General features: G+C 33.8%; 14 protein-coding genes. 4 read left to right on the forward strand and 10 right to left on the reverse strand.

Annotation, left to right across the window (positions count from 1 at the left end):
- Both HGK31_RS05850 and HGK31_RS05855 read left to right on the forward strand, forming a co-directional pair.
- Window positions 1–1,196, forward strand: a 1,196-nt coding sequence (locus HGK31_RS05850; protein ID WP_191858924.1) for a T9SS type A sorting domain-containing protein, incomplete at its 5' end; no start/stop codon positions are given.
- A 182-nt stretch (window positions 1,197–1,378) separates the two neighbouring features.
- Entirely contained in the window at window positions 1,379–6,358 is a 4,980-nt protein-coding gene (locus HGK31_RS05855) for a choice-of-anchor D domain-containing protein (RefSeq protein ID WP_191858925.1), read from the forward strand.
- Between the two features lie 78 nt (window positions 6,359–6,436).
- On the opposite strand, the gene hisS is transcribed toward HGK31_RS05855, so the two are convergent.
- From hisS to rpsF, 5 genes are all read right to left on the reverse strand, one after another.
- Complete coding sequence (gene hisS / locus HGK31_RS05860) at window positions 6,437–7,807, reverse strand: histidine--tRNA ligase (protein ID WP_191858926.1); 1,371 nt, start codon at window positions 7,805–7,807, stop codon at window positions 6,437–6,439.
- 99 nt (window positions 7,808–7,906) lie between these two features.
- Complete coding sequence (locus tag HGK31_RS05865; RefSeq protein WP_191858927.1) at window positions 7,907–8,374, reverse strand: DUF6495 family protein; 468 nt, start codon at window positions 8,372–8,374, stop codon at window positions 7,907–7,909.
- A 63-nt stretch (window positions 8,375–8,437) separates the two neighbouring features.
- Complete coding sequence (rplI, locus tag HGK31_RS05870) at window positions 8,438–8,899, reverse strand: 50S ribosomal protein L9 (RefSeq protein WP_104734029.1); 462 nt, start codon at window positions 8,897–8,899, stop codon at window positions 8,438–8,440.
- Between the two features lie 13 nt (window positions 8,900–8,912).
- The gene (rpsR, locus tag HGK31_RS05875) at window positions 8,913–9,209 is read right to left on the reverse strand and encodes a 30S ribosomal protein S18 (RefSeq protein WP_104734030.1); all 297 of its coding nucleotides are present in this window, start codon (window positions 9,207–9,209) and stop codon (window positions 8,913–8,915) included.
- A 2-nt stretch (window positions 9,210–9,211) separates the two neighbouring features.
- On the reverse strand, window positions 9,212–9,550 hold the full coding sequence (rpsF, locus tag HGK31_RS05880) for a 30S ribosomal protein S6 (RefSeq protein ID WP_103052634.1): 339 nt from the start codon (window positions 9,548–9,550) through the stop codon (window positions 9,212–9,214).
- A 198-nt stretch (window positions 9,551–9,748) separates the two neighbouring features.
- On the opposite strand from rpsF, the gene HGK31_RS05885 reads away from it, so the two are divergent.
- Window positions 9,749–10,444, forward strand: a complete 696-nt coding sequence (locus HGK31_RS05885) for a LytR/AlgR family response regulator transcription factor (protein WP_104734031.1) — start codon at window positions 9,749–9,751, stop codon at window positions 10,442–10,444.
- Here HGK31_RS05885 and priA read toward each other — a convergent pair.
- Genes priA through nadC form a run of 4 tightly spaced genes read right to left on the reverse strand, consistent with a single transcriptional unit; the run spans window position 10,441 to window position 15,120 of the window.
- On the reverse strand, window positions 10,441–12,894 hold the full coding sequence (gene priA / locus HGK31_RS05890) for a replication restart helicase PriA (RefSeq protein ID WP_191858928.1): 2,454 nt from the start codon (window positions 12,892–12,894) through the stop codon (window positions 10,441–10,443). The two genes, HGK31_RS05885 and priA, sit on opposite strands and share 4 nt — an antisense overlap.
- Before the next feature lie 6 nt (window positions 12,895–12,900).
- A complete protein-coding gene (locus tag HGK31_RS05895) occupies window positions 12,901–13,323 on the reverse strand; it encodes a DUF2147 domain-containing protein (RefSeq protein WP_191858929.1) in 423 nt (140 codons plus the stop codon).
- Entirely contained in the window at window positions 13,316–14,260 is a 945-nt protein-coding gene (locus HGK31_RS05900; protein WP_104734034.1) for a YihY/virulence factor BrkB family protein, read from the reverse strand. The genes HGK31_RS05895 and HGK31_RS05900 overlap by 8 nt, the downstream gene beginning before the upstream one ends.
- A 2-nt stretch (window positions 14,261–14,262) precedes the next feature.
- A complete protein-coding gene (gene nadC / locus HGK31_RS05905; RefSeq protein WP_191858930.1) occupies window positions 14,263–15,120 on the reverse strand; it encodes a carboxylating nicotinate-nucleotide diphosphorylase in 858 nt (285 codons plus the stop codon).
- Between the two features lie 183 nt (window positions 15,121–15,303).
- On the opposite strand from nadC, the gene rlmH reads away from it, so the two are divergent.
- Window positions 15,304–15,777, forward strand: coding sequence for a 23S rRNA (pseudouridine(1915)-N(3))-methyltransferase RlmH (gene rlmH, locus HGK31_RS05910; protein ID WP_191858931.1), 474 nt, complete (start codon window positions 15,304–15,306; stop codon window positions 15,775–15,777).
- Window positions 15,778–16,099: 322 nt separating this feature from the next.
- Here the strand turns inward: rlmH and hpf are convergent, their stop codons facing one another.
- On the reverse strand, window positions 16,100–16,399 hold the full coding sequence (hpf, locus tag HGK31_RS05915) for a ribosome hibernation-promoting factor, HPF/YfiA family (protein WP_104734037.1): 300 nt from the start codon (window positions 16,397–16,399) through the stop codon (window positions 16,100–16,102).
- Window positions 16,400–16,415 lie beyond the last annotated feature (16 nt).

Consider the following 16,415-nt stretch of genomic DNA (forward strand, 5'->3'; position numbering starts at 1 on the left):
CGACTGAACCAACAGCTACAAACTGTTGGGATGATTACCAATTCAATACCACGTCGTGTACTTGGGAGAACCAAGGATCACAACCTACGGAGCCAACAGCTACAAACTGTTGGGATGATTACCAGTTCAACACCACGTCGTGTACTTGGGTGAATCAAGGATCACAACCGACTGAACCAACAGCTACAAACTGTTGGGATGATTACCAATTCAATACCACGTCATGTACTTGGGTGAATCAGGGATCACAGCCGACTGAACCAACAGCTACAAACTGTTGGGATGATTACCAATTCAATACCACGTCGTGTAATTGGGAGAATCAGGGATCACAACCAACTGAACCAACAGCTACAAACTGTTGGGATGATTATCAGTTCAACACAACGTCTTGTACGTGGGAGAACCAAGGATCACAACCTACGGAGCCAACAGCTACAAACTGTTGGGATGATTATCAGTTCAACACTACGTCGTGTACTTGGGTGAATCAGGGATCACAACCGACTGAACCAACAGCTACAAACTGTTGGGATGATTACCAATTCAATACCACGTCGTGTACTTGGGTGAATCAGGGATCACAACCAACTGAACCAACTACCGAATGTTGGGAAACAGCGACCTTCAATAACACGACCTGTTCTTGGGATGTAACTGATGATGGTGATAACATTAACCCAGTATGTATAGTCCAAGACATCACTGTTGAATTGGATGGAACAGGTAATGTGACTATTTCTGCCAATCAAATAGATAATGGATCTAGTGATGATTGTGCTATAAATACAATGTCCGTTAGTCCAAATACATTTGATACGAATGATATTGGCGACAACAATGTTGTATTTACAATAACAGACAATAGTGGCAACATATCAACTTGTAATGCTACAGTAACTGTAACCGAAAATACTTTAGGAACTGTAGAATCAACTTTAGAAGATGTAACCGTTCAACCAAATCCGTTTAATACGCACATCAGAATTAGTTTACCAACTAACTTTAATGGCGATAAATATTCAATCAAATTATTCGATATTAATGGAAGAGTGGTATATAATCAAATTTTAACCAGTACTAATGGAGAAATCACTATTCAAAATATAGATGAACTACAGCAAGGTTCGTATTTTATTAAAATAGTTAATTCAAATACTGGTAATACTATTGTCAAAAAACTATTAAAATTCTGATAATTAATAGCTTAAATAAATAAAACGGGTTAAATCAAGTGATTTAACCCGTTTTTATGTATCTGATTATCAATTAACTACAAATTAATATGCATTTCATCGATTTTTTTTGCATTTCATGGAGTTTAATTAGTATATTTGACAAATAATTTAATTAGTCCCAAAACTAAATTAATCTACTTATGAAAAACTTTACTCAATTAATAGTATTTAGCATACTATTTTTAATAGGAAGTTTTGGTTTCTCTCAAAACCAAAATATAAATGTTACAGGGAGTGGCAATACTATTCCTGATAGTACTCCTGGCCCACAGTCACCATTGGTTTCTGATGGTACAGATTTTGGATCTTCTTTAATTAGTGTAGGTGTAACCCACACTTTTACTATTCAGAATACCCATAGTGGTGGTAACCCTAGTCTCAATGTACTTAATATATCATCAATTACTCTTTCTGGTGTCAACCCTGGTGAGTTTTCTATTACAAATTCAATAACTACAATAAGTAGAGGTAATTCGGCAAACTTTACGATAACATTTACACCAACATCTGCTGGAACAAAAACGGCTATTGTGACTATTGTAAATAATAGTGTTGGAGCTAACGAACAACCTTATACAATTAATATTCAAGGTAACGGAACAACACCTCAACCTGAAATAAATGTTCAAGGAAATACTATTAATATAGCTCATACAGATACCACTCCTGCTGGTACAGATGGTACGGATTTTGGATCAATTGATGTTTCCTCAAGCGTTGCACAATCATTTACTATTCAAAATTTAAATACAGCAACTGGGTCTTTATCAGTTGGAGCCATAAGCTTCACTGGTACCAATCCAGGAGATTTCTCTGTTACTTCAACTCCAGCTAGTTCAGTAGCTATTGGTTCAAGTACCTCTTTTGAAGTCACTTTTACTCCTAGTGCTGCTGGCATTCGTACAGCTACCATAAATATTGTAAATGGTGATAGCGATGAAAATCCCTATCAGTTTTCTTTACAAGGAAATGGCATACCACCTTTAACAGAAGGCCCTGGTGGTGTAACTAGTAATCTTAAACTATGGTTGAAAGGAACTGATGGATTGGGCTACACAGATGGTGATCTTGTGAGTACTTGGTACGACCAAGGTCGTGGTGCAGACGCAACTGTCAATACGCCAGGAATTGGACAAGAACCCACTTATAAAGACAATGTAAATGATAATATAAATTTCAACCCAGTCGTAGATTTTGATGGCGATTATGTCAATATACCATTAGATGGTGACTTTTCTTATGATGCTCCGAATAGAAATTTTTTGGAAGGACCAAGTGGATATTACTCCCAAGATGTTTTTACGGTCTTAATTCCTGATGTGGAAGTAAATAAAACATTTGGTAGTATGGATATTTTTTGTGGTGACGAAGATTTAGCAACCAATAATACGGATGCTACAGGAATTGGTTTAGGAAAATATACTGTTCGTTTTACTAATGAAGTTTTAGTTTATGCCCATGGACCAACATCTTCTGGTGATGGCTATGGTGTAGCTGAAGTTGATTCTGGATCGGGTAATAACATTATTTATAATAATGCTGGAATTATTAATGCTAGAAATAATCTTGGAGCAACACAACAGGAACTTTATTATAATGCTATTAATAAAGAATCTGTACAAAATGATGTGCCAGATTTTGCTAATGTTAACGATGCTCGATATTGGATTGGACGTAGTGAAGGTTGGGAAGCCAGTACCGATGCTCGAATCGCAGAAATAATTACTTACTCTACTAGACAAAACGATACTGATTTAACGCAAGAACGTAATAGAATTCAATCATACTTAGCTATTAAATATGGTATCACGTTAGGAACTAATGGAACTTCACAGGATTACGTGGATAGTGATGGAACCGTTATTTGGGACCAAAATTCTGGTGTTGCTATCGACGATGTATTTAATTATGACATTGCTGGTATTGGTCGTGATGATGATTCTGACCTTTATCAAAAACAATCACGAAGTGTTAACAATGCAAGCGATGGCGCTGGCCGCACACAAGGCGTATTAACTATCGGTATAAACGAAATATATGACACAAATAACCTTAATCCAAATACATTAAATGACAAAGAGTTTTTGGTATGGGGTAATGATGGAGTTGATTTGGATGATCCTTCAGTTGATGTAGTGGTAAACATGAGTACGGATATTTCTCCTGCGCTTACTACAGAAGTTGAATTCTATGCTATAGCCAGAACATGGAAAGTGGTTGAAAATGGTGGTGACATACCATCTGTAGAAGTACAAATGCTTAAAAGTGCCATTAGAACAGCTACACCTCCAGATGGAAGATATTTAATGTTTATTTCAGATACTCCAAACTTTGATCCAACTGCGGATTATAGAGTAATGTCTGACGACACCAATGAATTGGGCGAACCGATTGTTACCACAAACTATGATTTTGATGGTACAAAGTACATCACTTTTGGATGGGCACCAGAATTAGTTTATGAACGTTCAATTTATTTTAATGGAACAACTAACTATGTGGATATGGAAGATGCTTTGAATTTAAATCCAACAGAGTTTACTGTTTCATTCTGGATTAATGCCGATGCTAATGCATACGGAAATTCGGTTTTATCAAAAAGAGATTACCCATATAACAGCGGTTATGATTTCAGAATCGACGGAGCTGGCAAATTTAGAGTTTCATGGTGGAGTCCTTCAGGTATCAGACAAGATATAGTATCAAATACAACAATTCCAAAAAACGAGTGGCATCATCTCGCTGTTGTATATAATTCTGGAATAGCAAAAATGTATGTAGATGGCGTTTTAGACAAACAACGTACATTAACGGAACCTGAAGAAACAAATAATTCTTTCTTTATTGGGGCGGCTTCAAAATCAGCACCTAGAGATTTCTTTCATGGAAATATTGATGAAGTTCGTGTTTGGAATATCAGCCTTACAGAAAACCAACTGCGATATATAATGAACCAAGAAATTGAAAATAATTCAAACTTCATTAGAGGATCATATTTTGGATCACGAGGAATTACTCCTACCAAAGATGAAGTTAATACAATCCCTTGGTCTGATTTAGCAGGATACTATCCAATGTCGACTTATACTTATACAAACACTAAAGATGAGTCCGGAAATGGAAATCAAGGTGCATTACGCAGTTTAAGAACTGTTGATAGACAAACAGCTCCTCTACCATATAAGTCAAATTCAAATGGAGATTGGGATTCTAGTGCTACGTGGCTGAATGGTAGTGTACAAACGATGCCTGGTACTAAATCAATTGTGAATCCAACTCAAACTATAGACTGGAACATTGTTGAGACTAACCATGATATAATCATTGATAATAGCAATACGACTTACGTACCAACAACAAATAATGAAAACAGAAATCTTTTAGCGCTATTTGTTGACAGTAATACCATTACAGTTGATGGAGATAATGCCTCTGAAACTGGTGGTGGATTAACAATTTCCCATTACTTAAATTTGGATGGCAAAATTGACCTAAATGGGGAGTCACAATTAATACAAACTACAGATAGTGATTTAACTGTAGGCGGTAGCGGTAGTCTTGAAAAAGATCAACAAGGAACACAAGATTTATATACATACAACTATTGGTCTTCGCCTGTTGGATCTGGAGTTTCAGCTATAAACAATTATAGTTATATTCTAAACAATACAGGTGTTTTAAGAGATGGGACAGACCCTGACAACCCAGTAAACATCAACTTTATATCTGGATATGATGGCAACAATGCTGGTTCCCAGATTGAGATTGCCCACTACTGGATATGGAAATTTAGCAACCGAACAAGTGATGATTATGCATCATGGCAACATATAAGAAATACTGGAACTCTTACAGCTGGTGAAGGATTCACAATGAAAGGAGTTACAAACACTGGTGGAGCTGTTGAAACAGAACAAAATTATGTTTTTGATGGCAAGCCAAATAACGGTAATGTTGATTTGGAAATTGACTCTGGAAGTGACTATTTAGTTGGAAACCCGTATGCTTCAGCTATTGATGCGGAAGCCTTTATTCTTTATAACGGTGGCGAAATAAGCTATACAGACCCATCAGATGACAACTCCTATCCAGAAGGCGATCCTACAATGAGCGGAACACTATATTTCTGGGAGCACTGGGGAGGTGGTTCACATATACTTGCCGAATATCAAGGTGGATATGGGACTTACAATCTATCTGGTGGTACGCCAGCAGCGGCTTTCGGAAATCCTGATCCAGATGTAGCACAAGTAGGAACCGGTACTAAAACTCCTGGCCGTTACATTCCAGTTGGACAAGGGTTCTTTGTAACTGGTACATCCGATAATTCTTATATTAAATTCAGGAATAGTATGCGAGTTTTCCAAAAAGAAGGAACTGCTTCTTCTGTATTTATGAGAAACTCTAATAATAACAGAACAGATAATTCCAGTATCGATTCACGTATGAAATTAAGAATTGGATTTAATTCTGTGAATACCATTCATAGACAGTTATTGATTACTGTTGATGAAAGAGCTTCACAAGATTTTGATTGGGGATTTGATGGATTGATAAACGAAGAACAAATTGATGATATGTACTGGATGATTGCCAATGACAAGTATTTAGTACAAGGAATAGATAACATAAATGAAGATACTGTTTTACCAATTGGTATTCATACCAATGAGGAAGGCATGAACAATATAACAATTGATGTACTTGAAAACGTACCATCTGATATGGAGATTTATGCGCATGACAAGGATTTGGATATATATCATAATTTAAGAGATAGCAACTATATGGTCTATTTGCCTGCTGGAGAATATCTTGAACGATTTGAAATTGTATTCCGTAACAACTCATTAAGCATAGATGATAACAACTTTGCGGAAAATCTGATTATTAATTATTCCAATGCTACTGGAAATATTATAATTCAAAATCCAAAATTGATTGATCTTCAATCAGCGGAAATATTAAACATGCTCGGGCAGACAATCAATAGATTTGAAGCCATTGAAACAACAGAATTGGTTAGATTAAAAACTAATCAGATAAGTACCGGAACATATATCATTAATTTAAAAACAAAAGATGGTACTGCAATCACGAAAAAAGTACTGGTTAAATAGTCCTAAACAGTAGTCCCAAATCTACTATAGCCATAACCGTGCTTTAATTGAGTCCCGAATGTATTCGGGACTCTTTTTTTATGTCAATGTTGAAATTAAAGTATCTAAAGTAACTTCCGATTGTTCACCCGAAATCATATTTTTTAAAGTAAAAGCATCTTTAGACATTTCCTGTTCTCCTACTAAAACAACAAAAGGAATGTTCCTCTTATTGGCGTGATTCATTTGCTTTTTCATTTTAGCAGCATCAGGATACAGTTCCGTATTAAAGCCTTTATCACGTAGTATTTTAATAGCTTTTAAACTATATAAGGCTTCTTTATCTCCAAAGTTTATAAAAAGTACATCGATATTTTTATTGACGGTTACAGGAAATAAATCCAATTCTTCAAGAACTAGATAAATTCTGTCTAACCCAAAGCTAATACCAACACCGCTCATATCTTTCATACCAAAGATTCCCGTTAAATCATCATAACGACCTCCTCCACCAATAGAGCCCATATTGACACCTTCTGGAGCAGCCACTTCAAAAATTGCACCAGTATAATAGTTTAATCCTCTAGCTAGTGTGACATCTAGCTGTAGTCTGGCTGTTTGAAGGCCTAATTCTGAAATAGCGTTATCTATGAACTCTAATTCCTCAATGCCTTTCTTACCGTCTTCAGAAGCATTTAGAATAGCCTTGAGTTCTTTTATTTGAGAGCCAAAATCTCCTGATAAGGTAAACAATGGCTGCAATCTTTCAATACCAGATTGCGAAATACCTTTATCTAGCATTTCTTGTTTTACCTTCTCCTCTCCTATTTTATCAAGTTTATCCAGCGCCACTGTAAAGTCAATTAACTTATCACTTGCGCCAATAACTTCAGCAATTCCTGAGAGGATTTTACGGTTATTTATTTTTATTGTAGTTCCATTTAATCCTAAAGCCGTGAAAACAGCGTCATATAATTGCACTAGCTCAACCTCTTGCCACAATGACGTTGACCCAACAACATCGGCATCACATTGATAAAACTCTCTAAAACGTCCTTTTTGCGGTCTATCTGCACGCCAAACTGGTTGCATTTGGTAACGTTTAAATGGAAATTCAATCTCATTTTGATGTTGCACAACATAACGTGCAAAAGGCACAGTTAAGTCATAACGCAAGGCTTTTTCGGAAATAATTTGAGTAATTTTGTTTGAATCTTTTTCTTTAAATAAGCTATTTTCTACTTTACTCAAATAGTCCCCAGAATTCAAAATCTTAAAAATCAGCCTATCCCCTTCATCACCATATTTACCCATGAGAGTTTCAGAGTTTTCAAAACTTGGCGTTTCAATAGGTTGAAATCCAAATTTTTCAAATTGGTTTTGTATAGTAGAAAATATATAGTTGCGTTTAGCAACTTGCTCTGGATTAAAATCGCGTGTGCCTTTTGGAATGCTTGGTTTTTGTGCCATGTTAACTTCCCACAAAAGTGAGAATCTCATTTAAGTTAGTACTTATAAACAAAACTATTAAAAAAATAGTTCTCGACTGCTCTCGAATAGACAATCTTGCTAATTAATCAACTTATCAAAATATTGAAATAATTCGCCTTTAGTAATTGCGCCTCCTTGCTGTATTAGTTTAAACTTATCCAAATGTCTGTCATCTGAATAGTCTTTTTTAGCTTGCATGAACTCCACATCATCATCCATTAAATTATCACGAAGCCAGTTAAAACCATCTGTTGTCGTCAAATCAATTGCATTTTTCAACTGAATTCCTATAACATGCATATTGGTTTCATTTAAATGAAATAAATGTATTTGCTGTGGGGAAATATGTTCAACATACTCAACTTTAGATAAGACACCTTCCCAAACCAAATCGCTAAAAACATCTAATTCTTGTTCAGCAACTTCTGGTTTATTTTTCTTGATTTCAGCCCATTCATCGGCTGTGATAGATTGTGTAGCCAAAAAATTAATAAATTCTTGGTGTAATTCTTCAAACTGTTCTTTAGTAAGTCTTGAATATTTCATCTTTAAAAAACTTTAAAAAAAAAGCCCCAACTAGGTTGAGGCTTTTTATATGATATATATGGTTTAAGCTTGAGCAATAACCTCGAATGGCAATTCTACAGTTACTTCTCTATGCAAACGAATAACAGCATTGTACTGACCTAAACGCTTAATATTACCACCAGTAATACTAACAAATTTCTTGTCAACAGTGTGTCCTTCTTTTTCAAAAGCTTCAACTAAATCTAATTTTGTTACCGAACCAAATAATTTATCACCAGCAGAAGCACCTTCAGTTGCTTTTGCAGTAATTTTTAAATCTAGTCCTTTAATAGCTTCAGCTACTTTTTGAGCATCTTCTATTACTTTCTTTTCTTTAAAAGCACGTTGCTTTAAGTTTTCTGCTAATACTTTTTTTGCAGAAGCTGTAGCTAAAACGGCTTGTCCTTGAGGAATTAAAAAGTTTCTACCATAACCGTTCTTAACCGTTACAACATCGTCTTTAAATCCTAAATTTTCAACGTCTTGTTTTAATATAAGTTCCATTGTTATGATAATTTTATTTTAATAAATCGGCCACGTATGGCATTAATGCTAAATGACGTGCTCTTTTAACAGCTACAGATACTTTTCTTTGATATTTTAAAGAAGTTCCTGTTAAACGTCTTGGTAAAATTTTTCCTTGTTCGTTTACAAAGTTTAATAACCAATCAGCATCTTTATAATCTACATACTTAATTCCAGACTTTTTAAAACGACAATATTTTTTCGTTTTATTGGTATCTATGTTTAATGGAGTAAGATATCTGATCTCTCCATCTTTCTTTCCTTTTGCTTGTTGTTCTATAGATGACATAATTACGCTTTTTGTTTAAGTTTTTCTCTTCTTCTCTCTGCCCAAGAAATCGCATGCTTGTCTAGAGTAACAGTTAAGTAACGCATAAAACGCTCATCACGTCTAAACTCAACTTCTAACTGATTGATGACTTCTCCTGGTACAGTGTACTCAAATAAGTGATAAAAACCACTTTTTTTGTTTTGAATTGGGTAAGCTAATTTCTTTAAGCCCCAATCTTCTTTGGCTACCATCTTCGCTCCGTTAGAAACAAGAAAATCTTCGTATTTCTTTACTGTTTCCTTTATCTGATCTTCAGATAAAACGGGATTTAAGATGAAAACAGTTTCATAATGATTCATAAAAATCTAATTTATAGTTAAAAATGGGTGCAAAAATAACTATTTTTTGCTTATATTACAACATAATCCCAACATTATTATTCGATGATTTGAATATGTTAAAATTATGTTAAAAAGAACCTTTTAACGATGTTTTTTGGTTTTTAACCGAATTTTTTGTACTATTGTCGATATCTTAACCGAAATAAAACAAATGTTATGACATTAAACTGTGTAGTAGTTGACGACTCAGCGATACAACGTCTCTCAATTGTAAAGTTAATTGAAAATCATCCTTCACTTAATTTAATAGCTGAGTACAATAGTGCGTTGGAGACTAAAAACGGACTCAATACCCACAAAGTAGATTTAATCTTCTTGGATATTGAAATGCCTGTTTTAAATGGTTTCGAATTGCTTGACGTCCTTAACAACAAACCCCAAATTATTTTTGTGACAGGTAAAACCGAATATGCCTTTAAAGCATTTAATTATGATGCTACTGACTATTTGCATAAACCTATCACAAGAGAACGTTTTAATACAGCTGTAGATAAAGCTGTAGAACAACACAAGCTTAAACTAGACTTCAACGAAACAGAAGGCGAACACATTTTTGTGAAGAGTAACCTGAAAAAGCGAAAAGTTTACATTAAAGACATCAAGTGGATTGAAGCCCTTGGTGATTATGTAAAACTTGTTACTGAAGAAACTAGCTTAGTGGTTCTTTCAACCATGAAAGCTTTTGAACACGAACTGCCAGAAGGTAAGTTTTTGAGAATTCACAAATCTTATATTGTGAATTTAGACAAAGTAGATAGATTTAATAGTAAGAATGTTGAAGTTGGAACTTACGAAATTCCTTTGAGTAGGAATAAGAAAACCCAACTTGTTGACGCTTTAAATAATATTTAATAGTTATCGACATTTAAAACTACTCTTATAGCCCTAAAATCTTTTACACTTGAGAAGCTGTTATTAATTTTAATAATAGCTTCTTTTGTTTTTGGTAATGATTGGGTTTTAGGTATTTTAACTAAAATATTTTTGTGATACTGATTTCGTATTCTTGAAATAGGTGGAAATTCAGGACCTAAAACACCTTGCTTAAAAACATTGCGAAGTGATTTCGCAAACCAATCGGCTCCTGTATTGACCTTGTTATAATCCCGATGCTTTAATGTGATTTTAATTAACCTGTATATAGGTAGATATTTAAAATTATGCCTATCATCCATTTGTTCATGATACATCTCCAAATAATTATTTGTAGAGACCTGCTGTAATATTTTATGGAAGGGATTATAGGTTTGTATTAAAACTTTTCCGCGTTCTTTGGTTCTTCCGGCTCTACCTGAAACTTGCAATAATAATTGGAAACTCCGCTCGTGAGCTCTAAAATCAGGGAAATTCAGCATATTATCGGCATTCATAACGCCAACAAGCTTAACATTCCTAAAATCAAGGCCTTTAGTAAGCATTTGCGTACCAACTAAAATATCAACTTCTCCATGCTGAAAGGCATCAATTATCTTTTCGTAACCATATTTACCACGTGTTGTATCTAAATCCATTCTAGCCACTTTATAATCTGGAAATAAATCGCTCACCTCCTTCTCTACTTGCTGGGTGCCAAAACCTTTAGTATCCAAATTTGATGTTTCGCAAGCTTCACAAGATTTCATCATGATGGTGTTAAAGCCACAATAATGACAACGTAATTGATCTCTGTATTGATGATAAGTTAAACTAACATCACAGTTAGGGCATTGTGGTGAATGTCCACAAGTTTGGCACTCAACAATTGGTGAGAACCCTCGTCTGTTTTGAAACAGAATAATTTGAAAACCATTTTTCAATGTATCGGTCATTTCAGCAATCAATCTATCACTGAAATGCCCTTTCATACGCTTTCGTTTGTGCTTGTCTTTTAAATCAACTAGCTCAATATCTGGCATCAAAACATCATTATATCGCGTATTTAATTCAACCATGCCATATTTCCCTTGCTGCACATTATAATAACTCTCTAAACTAGGTGTAGCAGACCCTAAAAGGGTTTTGATTTTAAAAATGTTCGCCAATACAATAGCAGTATCTCTTGCATGATAACGTGGCGCAGGATCAAATTGCTTATAAGACTGCTCATGCTCTTCATCAACAATTACCAAACCTAAATCTTGAAATGGTAATAACACCGCCGAACGTGCTCCTATAATAACTTGTGCTTTAGTAGAATTTTGCAAAACCTGTTTCCAGACCTCAACGCGCTCGTTACTGGAATATTTAGAATGATAAACAGCTACCTTTTCTCCAAAATAATCCTGTAAGCGTTGCACTAATTGTGTAGTCAAAGCTATTTCTGGTAATAAATATAAGGCCTGCTTATTTTTGTTTAAAACACTTTGAATGAGTTTGATATATATTTCTGTTTTCCCTGAAGACGTAACACCATGAAGTAGCACAACATCTTGATTATCAAATTTTTGAACAATATCATTTAAAGTATTATTTTGATCTTCACTTAACTTTAAGTTAGGAGTTTCGCTATCATCATCATATTCAATTCTATCGGTTTGGATAAAATGTTCCTCTAAAATATGTTTATCTATCAAAGATTTTATAATGGCACTTGATGCATCACTTTCTTCAATTAATTCTGAAACTTTTATTGGTGATTTAGATTTTGCCGAAATAGAAAAAAGTGTCATGATTACTTGACGTTGTTTTGGCGCTCGACTTAAAGATTCTAATAACTCATTTAATTTTTGATCAGCTGCGTATCGCTTGTCCAACCGAACGTATCTTACCAATTTGGGTTTATACTTAGCATAAACCTCTTCTTTCACTAAAATAACCTCTTTTTCTAAAAGGCGCTTTATTACTGGTAACGCATTTTTTTTATCAATAATACTTGTAATATCCTGTATGGTTAGTGATGATTGATGATGTAGGGCTTCGTAAACCATAAATTCATCATCCTCTAATTCAGAATCGTTAATGGTTAGTGAAGTATTTCTGTAAATAATTGTTTCGCTTTCAAGAATAAAAGCATTGGGCAATGCAGCACGCATAACGTCACCCAAAGTGCACATGTAGTAGCTAGCAAGCCATTTCCAAAGATCAAATTGTTTTTCAGTTATCAGAGGTTTATCATCTAAAATCTGATGAATCTCTTTAGCTTCATATAATACAGGTGGCCTGCTATGAATTTCATGAACAAGAGCCGTATAAATTTTGGATTTACCAAAGGGCACAGATACACGCATACCAGGTTTTAAAAAATCGGCTTCTGCTATAGTAATACTATACGTAAAGAAGTTTGGTAACGGAATAGGCAGTATAACATCAATAAAATTTAACATAAGTCTCTAATCCTCTATTCGTTCCCAATATTGTGTTTTGTATAAAAAGGATATATAACCTCGAACTTCAAGAATGTCTGGGTTATCATCATTTAATGCTATGCGACAGGTATAATTTTTTCCGCTTTCAGGGTCAAAAATAGTTCCGTCTTTATAATACTTCCCGTCTTTTGTCAAGGCCTTGATAATAACCAAACCCACAACAGGTTGATTATAGTCATCGCCTTGACATTTTTTACACAACGCATTTTTATCAGATTCACTGTAAATGTCAATTATTTTACCATATACCTTTCCATTTTCCTTATAAACTTCAACAATAGATTTTGGCTCATGGGTCTGATCATCAATCGTTCGCCATTTCCCAAATATGTCTTGTGAATTGACTTTAATGCTGAATAATAAAAAGAACACGAAATACCTACCCATAAATACCTGAATTTAATTTGCGCAAACGGTTTAAGGAGGCATTCAACTCATAACCTAATAACAAAATGTTGGAGTTTAACCATAAATAGAAAAGCAATATTAACAAAGCACCAATAGAGCCATATAATTCATTGTATTTTGAAAAATTTTCAATGTAAATTCCAAATAAATAAGAATTGAGTATTATTAAAAATGTAGTAAACAAAGCACCTATTGAAAAGAATTTTGATTGTTTACCTTCCTTTGTTCCAAAATAGTATAAAGTTGCTGTCGCTACATAGACCATTATCACAAAAAACACGTATTTAGCAGCAATAATCCAACCAATTGTAGCTTCTTCATCCACAATACCATGCGTTTCTAAATTGCCCATAATATATATTTGAAAATACCCAAATACGGCCACAGTGAGTAATAACAAAAAAGCCAATATAAGAGCCACACCTAAAGCATATAAATATTGTTTTAAAATATTTCTTGTCAACTGCTCATGATAAGAACTTTCAAAACCAGAAAACACAGCACTAATACCATTAGCCATTAATATGAGAGAAATAAAGAACACTGAAGATATCAAACCTCCTCGTTCCGTTTTATCAATATTCTCAAAAATATTTGTTGCAAAAAAATCTGATGTGCTTGGCGGTAAAAAAGAATCTAGAAATTTCAAAAATTCAATTTTGAAATCGTCAATAGGAATGAATGGAATAATGATAAGAATAAACAGTAAAAAAGGAAACAACGCTGTAAAAAAACTAAAGGCAATAGCACTAGCTCGCGTTGTTAAAGCACCTCTTACAACACCTATTGTATAAAGCTCCAGTAAATCGTATAAGGATAAGCCTTCTAAAGCAGGCAATTTAATTTGTTTAAAAAGTCTGATTAGCAGGTTGATTATTGGAATTTTATCTAATTTATCCTCAATAGGTTTCGTCATTATCACACTGCTTTTAAGCTCAAATCCATATTATAAACAGAATGCGTCAAGGCTCCTGAAGAAATATAATTAACACCACATTCAGCATATTTTCTAATCGTTTTTTCTGTAATTCCACCTGAACTTTCAGTAAGACACTGATTACCAATCATAGCAACTGCTTTTTTGGTGTCCTCATAATTAAAATTATCAATGAGAATTCTATAAATCCCTTCAGATTCAAGTATCTCTTGGATTTCACTCAAGTTTCTGGCCTCGACTATAATCTTTAAATCTTTTTGATTATCCTTTAAATATTGTTTGGTCTTATCAATGGCTTTAGTAATACCTCCAGCAAAATCAATATGATTATCCTTTAGCATTATCATATCATAAAGTGCGAATCTATGATTCTGGCCTCCTCCAATTTTTACAGCCCATTTTTCTAATGCACGAATACCTGGAGTTGTTTTTCTAGTATCTAATATTTTGGTTCCTGTACCTTCTAGCAAGTCAACAAACTGTTTGGTTTTTGTCGCAATAGCGCTCATTCGTTGCATAGCATTTAAAACCAACCGTTCAGCTTTTAGAATTGATTGTGACGAACCTGATACATAAAATACAATATCGCCATACTTTACCGTGGAACCATCATTAATTATAGTTTCAACCTGTAAATTACTATCAATATACTCAAACACCATTTTTGCAAATTCAACACCAGCAATGACACCTTTGTCTTTAACCAACAATTTTGCTTTTCCTTGAGCAGTATGAGGAATACAAGCTAACGAACTGTGGTCACCATCACCAACATCTTCACGTATAGCATTGGATATGATACCAGCTATTTCTTTATCAAATTGCTCCTTACTAATCATAATAAATTGTTTACAGCTAAAATAGTAATTGCTTTTTGATTTTTTAAGTCATTTACCACAAGATTATATGCTATTAATAATAAATAATGCTCTCACATCATCAGTATAGTTAGAATGAATAGCAATATTCAGTAATCATCTTTTATTGTATTTAAAAATAATTTGAAAAGTTTAAATTTGTGTATGACTATTAAACTTTTAGCCATAGGCAAAACCGACAACAAACAGCTTCAGACATTAATAGCTGATTATCAAAAACGATTACGCCATTATATAAAATTTGATTTCGAAATTATTCCAGATTTAAAAAAAGCCAAAAATCTTTCTGCAATACAGCAAAAACAAAAAGAAGGCGAATTGATTTTATCGCGAATCAATCCAACTGACATACTCATTCTGTTAGATGAAAATGGCAAACAAATGGATTCAGTTGTTTTTTCACAATACCTTCAAAAACATATGAATTCTGGAATTAAGCAGCTTATTTTTGTAATTGGTGGACCGTACGGGTTTTCTGAAGAAGTATATAATAAAGCGCAAGGCAAGTTGTCATTATCCAAAATGACATTCTCACACCAAATGATACGTCTGTTTATTGTGGAACAGCTCTACAGAGCCTTCACAATATTAAAAAATGAACCCTATCATCACAGATAGGTAAAGACTAATTATCCTAAATTAGCCATGGCTGATACATCAATTCCTACCCTACTAAAAAAACCAATAAAGAATATTATTAATTTAATCATAGCAAATGTAGCTAACGCTAGCATTAAGATTGTTGACATATTTACAACACGATTTCTCATAATTATTTGATGGTTGGTTAAACTTAAAAAGTTTGGCTTGAGAACCGTAATTGACTGATGATGTGCTTAATGTATAAAAAAACTATCAATAAATTAACTTTTTGTTAACAATTATTGATAGTTCTTTATAATTACGTATGAATTTTCACATCAAAATTTTTCAAAGTGTATTAATGTGAAGAAAATTGGTGTTTTCGTTTTTTAAGCTGTTTCTCTAGGTCTTTGATGGTTTCTTTTACAGCACTCTCATAGTTTTCTTCATTTGAAGTAGCAAATATTCTTGGACCTGGCAAACTCAATTCCATCTTACAAATCTTACCTTTTCCTTTAGGATCATTGATAACTTCAAAATGAACTTGAGCACTAATAACCCAGTCATACTTTTTTCCTAATTTTTCTAATTTATCTGTCACGTAGGCATTCATCGCCTCACTAGTTAACATATTAACGTATTGAATATTGATTGTCATAGTTTATTATTTTTAC

This window comes from Hanstruepera ponticola, assembly GCF_012931685.1.
GTDB classification, from domain to species: Bacteria; Bacteroidota; Bacteroidia; order Flavobacteriales; family Flavobacteriaceae; genus Hanstruepera; species Hanstruepera ponticola.

Excerpts from the sequence above, each read along its gene's own strand:
- rplI (WP_104734029.1), bottom strand. The coding sequence starts at position 8,899 with ATGGAACTTATATTAAAACAAGACGTTGAAAATTTAGGATTTAAAGAC.
- HGK31_RS05895 (WP_191858929.1), bottom strand. The coding sequence starts at position 13,323 with ATGGGTAGGTATTTCGTGTTCTTTTTATTATTCAGCATTAAAGTCAAT.
- rlmH (WP_191858931.1), top strand. The coding sequence starts at position 15,304 with ATGACTATTAAACTTTTAGCCATAGGCAAAACCGACAACAAACAGCTT.
- rpsF (WP_103052634.1), bottom strand. The coding sequence starts at position 9,550 with ATGAATCATTATGAAACTGTTTTCATCTTAAATCCCGTTTTATCTGAA.
- hisS (WP_191858926.1), bottom strand. The coding sequence starts at position 7,807 with ATGGCACAAAAACCAAGCATTCCAAAAGGCACACGCGATTTTAATCCA.
- nadC (WP_191858930.1), bottom strand. The coding sequence starts at position 15,120 with ATGATTAGTAAGGAGCAATTTGATAAAGAAATAGCTGGTATCATATCC.
- HGK31_RS05865 (WP_191858927.1), bottom strand. The coding sequence starts at position 8,374 with ATGAAATATTCAAGACTTACTAAAGAACAGTTTGAAGAATTACACCAA.
- rpsR (WP_104734030.1), bottom strand. The coding sequence starts at position 9,209 with ATGTCATCTATAGAACAACAAGCAAAAGGAAAGAAAGATGGAGAGATC.
- HGK31_RS05885 (WP_104734031.1), top strand. The coding sequence starts at position 9,749 with ATGACATTAAACTGTGTAGTAGTTGACGACTCAGCGATACAACGTCTC.
- priA (WP_191858928.1), bottom strand. The coding sequence starts at position 12,894 with ATGTTAAATTTTATTGATGTTATACTGCCTATTCCGTTACCAAACTTC.
- HGK31_RS05900 (WP_104734034.1), bottom strand. The coding sequence starts at position 14,260 with ATGACGAAACCTATTGAGGATAAATTAGATAAAATTCCAATAATCAAC.
- hpf (WP_104734037.1), bottom strand. The coding sequence starts at position 16,399 with ATGACAATCAATATTCAATACGTTAATATGTTAACTAGTGAGGCGATG.
- HGK31_RS05855 (WP_191858925.1), top strand. The coding sequence starts at position 1,379 with ATGAAAAACTTTACTCAATTAATAGTATTTAGCATACTATTTTTAATA.